The organism is Nocardia sp. NPDC004722, from assembly GCF_053601505.1.
In genome coordinates this window covers 1-10,607 of record NZ_JBSGBY010000281.1, presented here as the reverse complement: position 1 = coordinate 10,607, position 10,607 = coordinate 1, and the positions used below count along the sequence as shown (strand labels likewise).

Sequence of the window (10,607 nt, the reverse complement as noted above, 5' to 3'; positions counted from 1 at the left end):
ATCGTCTGGTTGGCTGTCGTTTTCGAATTCGGTGTCGTCGAACCGGGCGTCACGTTCGAGTTCGGGGGTGGGTTCGGGGTCCAGTCCGGCCAGTTCCACCCATTTCGCGAGCTCCTCGTGGTGTGAGCCGGTGATGGTGGCCTCGCCGACGTCGACGGCGGCCGAATCGTCGCCACTGTCGCCGTGGCGGGTCAGGAGCATGAGGGGCCAGGTGGGTGTGGTGCCTGGGCGGGTGTCGAAGGGGTGCCAGTCCCAGGCGGTGTTGAAGCGCCACACGCGCGCGGCGGCGTCGGCGACCTCGTCGCCGGGTTCGAGGAATGCGTAGGGGCGGAACAGCAATTCGATTCGGTAGGGGATGCGGTCATCGGGGTCGAAGGTGGGGGCTCGGTGCGGGTGAGGGTCCGGTTGTCCCGGGCGGACGTACGCGATCTCGCGTCGTGGTCGCGGCAGCCATCCGGTGTCGCGGGGCGGATCGAACTGCCGCACTTCGACTATGCGCACGATGGTGGCCGGAATCCCGATGTGGCACGGTTCGCCCGCCGCCGGTTCGCCCTCGATCGGCCGGATCCGGAAGAGTTCCCGGTCCCAGCCCGGGGCGTCCGGCCCGGCGGCGACCGCGACCGTCCCGTTCCACGGTGGCCCCGCGCTGTCGGGATCGACTACCCGCCAGGGCCATTCGACGAGGACCTCGTCCTCGGTCAGCTCGCGCACCTGGGCTTCGGTGAACGGACAGGACAATTCGACGATGTCCCCGACCCGATACTCGTCCCGATATTCGACCGCCACAGCCACCGAACCTAATCGGTCGCGGCCGTGCCGTCTGCTTGCGGTCGGCCGACGGCGGGTAACCGCCCGGTCAGCGGGATTCGACTTGTCGAGATCGTGGCAGATTTGCGATTAGACAACTAAATTCGTTGCGTAACACAGAGTTTTCAATGGAATCACTTGTTGTGCACAGGGGATATGGAACCATCTCTCCAACGCCGCGGCTCCGCGGCGACGTTCGATATCCGTCCCGGTGAAGGCGACCTCCCATGAACAAGTCCCTGGACTCCCTACCCCCTGAGATGCGCGGAATGCTCGACGTGCGGCCCTCGCGCCGCGGCTTGTTCCGGATGGGCGGCCTCGTCGCGGTCGCGGGCGCGCTCGCCGCATGCGGCACCAAGGGATCGGCCTCCAACGGCAGCGCGGCCTGTACCGCCCCGGCCGACAATTCCGCCGCGGAGAAGACCCTGAACTTCTCGAACTGGCCCGGCTACCTGGATGAACAGCCCGGCAATGCCGAAATGCACCCGACCATGGCGGAATTCACCGCGAAGACCGGCATCAAGGTCAGCTATGTCGCCGATATCAATGACAACAACGAATTCTGGGGCAAGGTCAGCGCGGAACTGACCGCCTGCAAGAGCATTCAGCGCGACCTCATGGTGCTGTCGGACTCGACCGCGGTGCGGGTGGTCCGGCAGGGCTATACACAGCCGCTGGATCTGGCCAAGCTGCCGAACTTCGTCAAGAACCTGCACCCGATGCTGCGCGGCAGCGTCGTCGATCCGCAGAACAATCGCATGGTGCCGTGGCAGTCCGGCCTGGTGGGCATCGGCGTGAACACCAATGTCACCAAGGAGGTGCGCACCATCGACGAGCTGCTCACCCGCCCCGATCTCAAGGGCAAGGTGGTGTGCCTGACCGAGATGCCCGACACCATGGGCCTGATGCTGCGCTCGGTCGGCAAGAGCGCCGCGCAGTTCAGCGACGCCGACTACGACAACGCGCTGGCCAAGCTGCAGAAGGCGGTGCAGTCCGGGCACGTTCGCAAGTTCACCGGCAACGAGTACGTGCAGGATCTGGCCAAGGGCGATATCGCGGCCTGTATGGCGTGGTCCGGCGATGTCATCCAGCTCGCGGCGCAGGACCCGAAGATCAAGTTCATCAGCCCCGACGAGGGCGCGATGCTCTACTCCGACGAGGCGCTGATCCCGATCACCTCCTCGCATGCCGCCAATGCCATGGCGCTGCTGGACCACTACTACGACCCGGCGGTCGCGGCGCGGCTGTCGGCCTTCGTCAACTACGTGTGCCCGGTCGCCGGTGCGCAAGAGGAAATGGCGAAGTTCAATCCCGAACTGGCACAGAACGAATTGATCTTCCCCTCGCCGGAGACGCAGAAGAAGCTGCAGATCTTCATGTCCCTGACCGAAACCCAGGAGAAGGACTACCAGTCCAAGTTCCAGGCAGTGACGGGTGCGTGATATCCGCGATGTCCGATCAAGACCTCCGCATCGAACAGGTCACCAAGAGTTTCGGTGATTTCCGCGCCGTCGCCGAACTGGACCTGACCATCCCCGACGGCTCGTTCTTCGCCATCATCGGGGCCTCGGGCTGCGGCAAGACCACCACCCTGCGCATGATCGCCGGGCTCGAGCAGCCGACCACCGGGCGAATCATGCTGGGCGAGCAGGACATCACCGGGCTACGCCCCTATCGCCGACCGATCAACACCGTCTTCCAGAGCTACGCGCTGTTCCCGCACATGACGGTCGAGGACAACGTCTCCTACGGCCTGCGCCGCAAGGGCATCGGGAAGACCGCCGCCCGCCATCAGGCGCATCAGATGCTGAAACTGGTGCAGCTGGAGGGTTTCGAGACGCGCAGGCCCGCGCAGCTCTCGGGCGGTCAGCAGCAGCGTGTCGCGCTGGCCCGCGCGCTGGTCAACCATCCCGAGGTGCTGCTGCTCGACGAGCCCCTGGGCGCACTGGATCTCAAGCTGCGCCGCCAGATGCAACTCGAGCTCAAGCGCCTGCAGACCGAGGTCGGCATCACCTTCGTGCACATCACCCACGATCAGGAGGAGGCCATGAGCATGGCCGACACCGTGGCGGTGATGAACGGCGGCAGGTTGGAGCAATCCGGTGCGCCACAGGACATCTACGACTATCCCGCCACCGAGTTCGTGGCCAACTTCCTCGGCCAGACCAACCTCATCGAGGCCACCGTCACCGGTAGCGGCGATGAGGTGACCATCGACGCGCAGGGGCATCGGCTCGCCGTCCCGCAGCGGCGCTGCCGGGTCAGCTCCGGTACCGCCGCCCTGGGCATCCGGCCCGAAAAGGTCGGGCTGGCAAGCGATCCCGATCAGGTGCCGGACGGCCGGGCGCACCTCACCGGCGTGGTCACCGACGCCATCTTCCTGGGTGTCTCCACCCAGTACATGGTGCGCTCCGCATGGGGTCAGGAACTCTGCGCGCTGGTGCCCAATACCGGCCCCGGCAGTGTGGTCGCGCCCGGGTCGCCGATCGCGGTGCACTGGCATCCGGATCACGCGTTCCTGCTGGGGCGGTCGTGATGGCCGTGCTCCCGGCATCCGCGCCCGCCGTCGCGCCGGCGGAACCGCCGCGCGGAAAGCGTGGTCTCGCACCGTATCTGCTGCTCGCGCCCGGCATCGTGTTCCTGCTGGTGTTCTTCGCGGTGCCGACCGTGCAGCTGCTGGCCGCGAGCATGTACGACCGCACCGGCAGCATCGAGACCGGATACGCGCAGACCTTCTCGTTCGACAACTTCACCTACGCGTGGGATCTGTACCACTCGCAGATTCTGCGCTCGCTGGGCTACTCGCTGATCTGCACCGTGCTGTGCGTGCTCCTGGGTTATCCACTGGCGTATGCCATCGCGCTGCGCGGCGGGCGGTGGAAGAACCTCATGCTGATCGCGGTGATCGCGCCGTTCTTCACCAGTTTCCTGGTGCGCACCTTCGCGTGGAAGGCGATTCTCGCCGACACCGGGCCGCTGGTGTCGGCGCTGCGGGCGGTGCATCTGCTCGGCCCGGACGGGCGGTTGCTGGCGACGCCGATCGCGGTGATCGCGGGTCTGGTCTACAACTTCCTGCCGTTCACGGTGCTGCCGCTCTACACGAGTCTGGACAAGCTCGATCCGCGCCTGCTGGAGGCGTCGGCCGATCTGGCACACGGACCGGTGCGCACCTTCTGGCGGGTGACGCTGCCGCTGACCATGCCGGGCATCGTCGCGGGCACGCTGCTCACCTTCGTGCCCGCCACCGGCGACTACGTCAATGCCCAGCTGCTCGGCAATACCGGAACGACCATGATCGGCAACGTGATCCAGTCCCGCCTGCTGGTGGTCAAGGATCTGCCCGTCGGCTCCGCGCTGTCGGTGGTGCTGATGGTCGCGATCCTGGTGCTGGTCATGCTCTACCTGCGCAAGACCGACACCGACGAGGTGGTGTGAGATGGCATCTCGACTGTGGGCCCGGATCCGCGCCAACGCGGTACTCATCCTCGGCTGGCTGATCCTGGCGTACCTGCTCACGCCCATCGCGGTGGTGCTGCTGCTGTCGTTCAACCAGCCCGCCAGCCGCAACACCACCTACGTGCTGAACCTGCACGAGTTCCGGTTCACCTGGCACAACTGGACCGACATGTTCGGACCGGCCGGGCTGAAGGACAGCCTGGTGCTGAGCCTGATCATCGGCGCGTGCGCGGCGGTGATCGCCACCGTGCTCGGCACCGGCATCGCATTCGCGTTGGCGCGCTATCGCTTTCGCGGGCGCTCGGCGGTGCAGGCGCTGATCTTCCTGCCGATGGCGACCCCCGAGATCGTCATGGGCTCGTCCCTGCTGACGCTGTTCATCGGCTTGGGCATCCCGCTCGGCTTCGGGGCCGTGCTCATCGCACACGTCATGTTCTGCCTGTCGTTCGTGGTGGTGACCGTGAAAGCGCGACTGGCCGGGCTGGATCCGCGGTTGCAGGAGGCGGCGATGGACCTGTACGCCAGCCCCTTCCACGCCTTCCGGTCCGTTGTCCTGCCCCTGGCCCGGCCCGGCATCCTGGCCGCCGCGTTGTTGGCGTTCTCGTTGTCGTTCGACGATTTCGTGGTCACCAACTTCACCTCCGGCACCACCGAGACCTTCCCCATGTACGTCTGGGGAATCAATCTGCGCGGCATTCCACCCCAGGTGAATGCCGTGGCCAGCGCGACCTTCCTGTTGTCGCTGGTCTGCGTCGTCGCCGCGCAGTTGCGCACTCGCACCGCGAAACAGCGCATTCACACCCGATAAATAGGAGTTGATCGGCCATGTCGGCCAAAGGAAGCAAACTGTGGGCGTCGGCACTGCTCGAGGCGGCGCCGACGCCGTACTGGACCGACCGACCGGACCGCCCGGTGCCCACCGACCCGCTGACCACCGCCACCGACGCCGATCTGGCCGTCATCGGCGGCGGCTACAGCGGACTCTGGACGGCGCTGCTGGCCAAGGAAAGAGACCCTGGGCTCGACGTCGTACTCGTCGAATCCGCCCTGTGCGGCCACGCCGCCTCCGGCCGCAACGGCGGCTTCTGCGCCGCCAGCCTCACCCACGGAATCGCCAATGGCGCAGAGCGTTTCCCCGAGGAACTCGACGTCATCGAGCGGATGGGCCGGGAGAATCTCGACCAGATCGAGGCCGCCATCCACCGCTACGGCATCGACTGCGATTTCGAGCGCACCGGTGAGATGGAAGTCGCGACGGCACCGCACGAGCTGACCTGGCTGCGTGAAAACCACGATGCCGCGGTCGCTCTCGGCTATCGCAGTGAAATGCTCAGCGCCGAGGAGGTGCAGCGGTTGGTGCACTCGCCCACCTATCTCGGCGGTTGCTGGGACCGTGACGGCGTCGCCATGCTCGACCCCGCCCGCCTGGCCTGGGGCCTGCGCCGCGCCTGCCTGGAGCAAGGCGTGCGAATCTTCGAAGGTACACCCGTGCAACGCATCTCGCGGAAGCGCGGCGGCGTCCTGACCCTGCACACGCCGCACGGCGAGGTGCGCGCTCCTCGGGTCGCGTTGTGCACCAGCGCCTTCCAGGGGCCGCTGGCCAAGGTGGCACGGCATGTGGTGCCGGTCTACGACTATGCGCTGATGACCGAGCCGCTGACTCCTGAACAGCTGGAGGCGATCGGCTGGGGCAAGCATCGCATGGGCCTCGGCGACGCCTCCTACCGCTTTCACTATTACCGCTTGACCAGTGACAACCGCATCCTGTTCGGCGGCTACGACGCGATCTATCACTACGGCAACAAGATCGCGCCGAATCTGGAGTACAACGAGGCGACGTTCGAGAGGCTCGCCGAGCACTTCTTCCGGACCTTCCCGCAGCTGGACGGGGTGAGCTTCACCCACCGCTGGGGCGGTGTCATCGATACCTGTGGCCGATTCTGCGCCTTCTTCGGTTCGGCCTATCGTGGTCGGCTCGCCTACGCGGTCGGGTACACCGGCCTCGGCGTCGGTGCCACCCGATTCGGTGCCGAGGTGATGCTGGACCGGCTGTGGGGGCTCGACACCGAGCGCACCCGCCTGCGCATGGTGCGCTCACGCCCGTTGCCGATGCCGCCGGAGCCGTTCCGCTCCATAGGAATTCAGCTCACCCGCTGGTCGATGGCACGTGCCGATGCCAACCAGGGCAGACGTAATCTGTGGCTGCGCGTCATGGACGTCACCGGGCTGGGCTTCGACAGCTGATTCGCCACTGGCGGCCCGGCCCGGGTCGGGCCGCCACCCGCGCGGTCCGACAGGGAAAGATGATCGAGGTGAACGACCCGATTTCCGGCCGAAACTCGTCGGCCCCCAACTCCCCGGCACTCGATGAGATCTCCAAACAGATCATCACCCAGTTGCAGGAGGACGGCCGCCGCCCCTACGCGGCCATCGGCAAGGCCGTCGGCCTGTCCGAGGCCGCGGTGCGCCAGCGCGTGCAGAAGCTGTCGGACGCGGGCGTCATCCAGATCGTCGCGGTGACCGATCCGCTGCAGGTCGGGCTGTTCCGACAGGCCATGATCGCGATCACGGTCGACGGCCCGGTGCAGCCGGTGGCCGACGCGCTGTCGGCCATCGACGAGATCAATTATGTGGTGGTCTGCGCGGGTCGCTACGACATTCTGTGCGAGGCGGTCTGTCCCGATGACGAGGCGCTGCTGGATCTGGTGTCGCATCGCATTCGCGCGCTGGGCGATGTGCGGCACGCGGAGATCATGGTCTATCTGAAGCTCAACAAGCAGACGTACCGGTGGGGAACGCGCTAGCTGCCATGCAACGAAATCCGAACTTAACAGGAAGATTGCAACGAAATCAGTCGCCAAATTGGCAAATCGGTATGATATCCGTAGAAAGCTCGACTTCGAGGAGTCCTACCGTGACCGCCATCGCCGCCTCCGCCAGCACCGCCGACGCCAGCCGCGTCGTGCGCGACCATCTCTGGATGCACTTCGCCACCCACAACGGGCGTGACGAAGCCGGCACCCCCGTGATCGTCCGCGGGGAGGGCGCATATCTCTACGACGATCAGGGCAAGCGGTACCTGGACGGGCTTGCCGGGCTGTTCGCGGTGCAGGTCGGGCACGGGCGCGAGGAGTTGGCCGAGGCCGCCGCGCGGCAGATGCGGCAGCTGCCCTACTTCCCGGTCTGGGGTTATGCGCATCCGCCCGCCTTGGAACTGGCCGACCGGCTCGCGGCCATGACACCGGGTGATCTCAACCGGGTGTTCTTCACCGTGAGCGGCGGCGAATCCGTCGAGACCGCATGGAAACTCGCGCGCCAGTACTTCAAGCTGACCGGCAAGCCGACCAAGCACAAGGCGATCAGCCGGTCGATGGCGTATCACGGGACTTCGCTGGGTGCGCTGTCCATCACCGGAATCCCGGGTGCGAAGGCGCCTTTCGAGCCGCTGGTGCCGAGCACCACCCGCGTTCCGAACACCAACTTCTACCGCAGCGGCGAGCACACCGACGACTACGACGCCTACGGGCTGTGGGCGGCCGACCGCATCGAGGAGGCGATCCTCTTCGAGGGGCCCGAGACCGTGGCCGCGGTCTTCCTGGAACCGGTGCAGAACACCGGCGGCTGCCTGGTGCCGCCGCCCGGATACTTCCAGCGCGTGCGTGAGATCTGCGACCGCCACGACGTCCTGCTCATCTCCGATGAGGTCATCTGCGCCTTCGGGCGGCTCGGAACCGCTTTCGGCGCAGAGCGTTTCGGCTACCAGCCGGACATGATCACCACCGCCAAGGGCCTCACCTCCGGGTACGCGCCGCTGGGCGCGGTCATGATCAGCGACCGGCTGATGGAGCCGTTCCAGGCCGCCGAGACCCCGTTCATGCACGGCTCGACCTATGGCGGGCATCCGGTTTCGTGCGCGGTCGCGCTGGCCAATCTCGACATTCTCGAGAGCGAGGGTCTGTACGCCCGGGTTCGGGCCAACGAGAACGCCTTCCGCACCACGCTGGAGCGGCTCGGTGACCTGCCCATCGTGGGCGAAGTCCGGGGCGTGGGCTACTTCTGGGCGGTCGAGCTGGTGAAGGACAAGGTCACCCGCGAGCGCTTCACCGGCGAGGAATCCACGCGGATCCTGCGCAATCACGTCTCCCGGGAACTGTTCGCCAACGGCCTCTACTGCCGCGCCGACGATCGCGCCGAACCGGTCATCCAGTTCGCGCCGCCGCTGATCTGCGGTCCGGCGCAGTTCGAGGAGATCGAGCAGATCGTCCGCGACGTCCTCATCGGAGCCTGGCAGCTGCTCTGACTCCGGGCCGTCCGGTCTGCCCGGCGTCTGCTGGCGGCTAGTCGGCCGCGGGGAATTCGTCGGCTTTCACGCCGCTGACGAAGGCCTCCCATTCGCGAACGGTGAACAGCAGGACCGCGCCGTTTTCGCCCTCCTTGCTGTGCGACACCACCACGCCGCGTCCCGGCCAGTACCCCACCTGGACACAACTGCCGCTACGGCCGCTGACGGTGCTGGTCCGCAGCGTGAGGCCGGTCGGCAGATCCGCCTTGGTGATCATGTTGTATTGCCCTCTCTCATCGTTTGATCCGGACTCGGGCAAGGGGAATCGGCCGGATGGTCCGCGATGCGGGACAGCGCCGTCTGGCATCGGCTCAATGGCATATGGGTCACTACTGGCCCCCTTGCATGCGTGATCGCGTCGAGCGATCCACCGGGGGCTCGGGCGGAACAGGCACGTCCGCTGGACAGATGACAGCTCCGCGACGTGTGTTCGACCCGCACCACACTACCGGCTCGATGCTGAGCGTGTGCCCGGTATCCGTTCGATCCGGTGATTCGCCATGGGGATTCAGATGCGAAGGCCCGATTCGATGATTTCGCGCGCGACCTCGCGCAGTCGCAGCCGGCGGGCCCGTGCATAGCCCCGGATCAGCGTGAACGCCTCGTCCGGCGCGATGTCGTAGGCGTTCGCGATGATGCCTTTGGCCTGTTCGATGAGCACCCGGGAATCCAGCGCGGTCTGCAAGTGCCCGGTAATTGCGGAGTGCCGACGGCGTTCACCCGCATTGACGACGTAGCCGACGGCGGTGTCGGCCAGCACCCGCGCCACCTCGAGATCCTGGTCGGCCCAGCGCCGACTGTGCTCCTGGTACAGGTTGACCGCGCCGATCCCGGTGTGCGGCAACCACATCGGGATTCCGGCCACCGCGCCGATATGGTCCCGGCGCGCCACCGCGGTGTAATGCGGCCATCGTCCGCCGCCCTGGGCGAGATCGCCGACCACGATCACCTCGCCGCTGCGGCAGGCGTCGACGCACGGCCCCTGCTGGTAGTGCTCCTGGCATCGTTCCGCTCCGAGCACGCGCTCGCCCCGGGAGGTCACCATCCGCAGTCGCCCCTGCGACCGCATGACGACCCCGGCCCCTTGCAGTCCGAGCACCGTGGTTTCGGCGTCGACCAGTTCTTCGAGCGCCTGACCGGGCTCGTAGTCGGTGGGCAGCATCCGTGCGAAATGCGCGAAAGCCGTAATCAGGGCGGACTTGTCGTAGGCCATGGCGTACTCCGATCGCTCGGGTCACCTCGGGGCATACCCGGTCGCGACCGATTCGAACGGATGGTGGTGACCTCGACGGGAATCGAACCCGCGTAGTCCTGATCGAGAATCAGGGTGCCTGCCAGCGCAGCACGAGGCCATAGTAGGGGCGGTGACGCAGGTCGGAATCGAACCGACGGAGGTCCTGGGTGAAAATCAGGCTGCCCATGAGCCAACAGAGCAACTGCGCCGTGCGGCCGACAATCCGGAAGTGGGCTGAGCGACGGGACTCGAACCCGCTGATACCGGTGTCACAAACCGGTGCCTCGACCACTTCGGCTTCGCTCAACATGGGGTGCGCACGGGGTGGAACCGTGCGGGACTGTCAGCGGCTGCGATGGTCGATGGAAAACGCTTCCGGCGCAAGGTGTTCTCGGAAGGCGCGCGACGACGCGGCGGCGACGGGGATCGAATGATGATGCACTGCCGGTCCTTTCGTCGTCGGGGATGATGCGAGTAACGCTAACTCCGCCGCGCGGCCGCCGCCACCCATTTATCTCGGGGTCGGCCTCACACCTCGAGATCCTCCTCGATCCCCTTGAGGCGGTGGCGGGCCATGGCGAGGTTGGCGCGGCCGCGGTCGAGGGCCAGATACAGGAACAGCCCCTTGGATTTCCGCCCGGTCATGGGCCGGATGACATGGTATTGCCCGGTGAGCGTGATGAGGATGTCCTCGATGTCCTCCTTGATGCCCAGCTGGTCGATGGTGCGCATCTTGGCGCGCACCACCTCGGTGTTGCCGGCGGCGGC

General features: G+C 66.4%; 10 protein-coding genes, 3 tRNA genes and 1 pseudogene. 7 read left to right on the top strand and 7 right to left on the bottom strand.

Translation table 11 applies throughout. The annotated features are described in order from the left end of the window. A partial coding sequence (locus tag ACWELQ_RS25320; RefSeq protein WP_452399536.1) for a hypothetical protein occupies positions 1–786 on the bottom strand: 786 nt, incomplete at its 3' end. Positions 787–1,034: 248 nt separating this feature from the next. Here ACWELQ_RS25320 and ACWELQ_RS25315 point away from each other — a divergent pair. The 7 genes from ACWELQ_RS25315 (at position 1,035) to ACWELQ_RS25285 (ending at position 8,563) form a co-directional block, all read left to right on the top strand. Next, complete coding sequence (locus ACWELQ_RS25315; RefSeq protein ID WP_452399535.1) at positions 1,035–2,249, top strand: ABC transporter substrate-binding protein; 1,215 nt, start codon at positions 1,035–1,037, stop codon at positions 2,247–2,249. Positions 2,250–2,257: 8 nt separating this feature from the next. Then, on the top strand, positions 2,258–3,343 hold the full coding sequence (locus tag ACWELQ_RS25310; protein ID WP_452399534.1) for an ABC transporter ATP-binding protein: 1,086 nt from the start codon (positions 2,258–2,260) through the stop codon (positions 3,341–3,343). After that, the gene (locus ACWELQ_RS25305) at positions 3,343–4,242 is read left to right on the top strand and encodes an ABC transporter permease (RefSeq protein ID WP_452399533.1); all 900 of its coding nucleotides are present in this window, start codon (positions 3,343–3,345) and stop codon (positions 4,240–4,242) included. Before ACWELQ_RS25310 ends, ACWELQ_RS25305 begins: the two co-directional genes overlap by 1 nt. A gap of 1 nt (position 4,243) precedes the next feature. Next, positions 4,244–5,071 carry an ABC transporter permease gene (locus tag ACWELQ_RS25300; RefSeq protein WP_452399532.1) on the top strand — a complete coding sequence of 276 codons (828 nt, stop codon included), beginning with the start codon at positions 4,244–4,246 and terminating at the stop codon, positions 5,069–5,071. 17 nt (positions 5,072–5,088) lie between these two features. After that, positions 5,089–6,507: an NAD(P)/FAD-dependent oxidoreductase gene (locus ACWELQ_RS25295; RefSeq protein WP_452399531.1), complete on the top strand. Its 1,419-nt coding sequence runs from the start codon at positions 5,089–5,091 to the stop codon at positions 6,505–6,507. Positions 6,508–6,566: 59 nt separating this feature from the next. After that, the gene (locus tag ACWELQ_RS25290; RefSeq protein ID WP_452399530.1) at positions 6,567–7,067 is read left to right on the top strand and encodes an Lrp/AsnC family transcriptional regulator; all 501 of its coding nucleotides are present in this window, start codon (positions 6,567–6,569) and stop codon (positions 7,065–7,067) included. A gap of 71 nt (positions 7,068–7,138) precedes the next feature. Further along, complete coding sequence (locus ACWELQ_RS25285) at positions 7,139–8,563, top strand: aspartate aminotransferase family protein (RefSeq protein WP_452399529.1); 1,425 nt, start codon at positions 7,139–7,141, stop codon at positions 8,561–8,563. A gap of 37 nt (positions 8,564–8,600) precedes the next feature. Here ACWELQ_RS25285 and ACWELQ_RS25280 read toward each other — a convergent pair whose 3' ends face one another. The 6 genes and pseudogenes from ACWELQ_RS25280 to ACWELQ_RS25255 form a co-directional block, all read right to left on the bottom strand. Further along, entirely contained in the window at positions 8,601–8,822 is a 222-nt protein-coding gene (locus ACWELQ_RS25280; RefSeq protein ID WP_452399528.1) for a DUF397 domain-containing protein, read from the bottom strand. A gap of 291 nt (positions 8,823–9,113) precedes the next feature. Then, positions 9,114–9,818 (bottom strand): GAF and ANTAR domain-containing protein, encoded by a 705-nt coding sequence (locus ACWELQ_RS25275; protein WP_452399527.1) that lies wholly within the window; start codon positions 9,816–9,818, stop codon positions 9,114–9,116. A gap of 64 nt (positions 9,819–9,882) precedes the next feature. Next, positions 9,883–9,957: transfer RNA gene (locus tag ACWELQ_RS25270), tRNA-OTHER, on the bottom strand. Between the two features lie 13 nt (positions 9,958–9,970). After that, positions 9,971–10,048, bottom strand: a tRNA-Glu gene (locus ACWELQ_RS25265). 21 nt (positions 10,049–10,069) lie between these two features. Next, positions 10,070–10,146, bottom strand: a tRNA-His gene (locus ACWELQ_RS25260). Positions 10,147–10,367: 221 nt separating this feature from the next. Further along, positions 10,368–10,607: pseudogene (locus ACWELQ_RS25255) on the bottom strand (hypothetical protein); the annotation flags it as partial.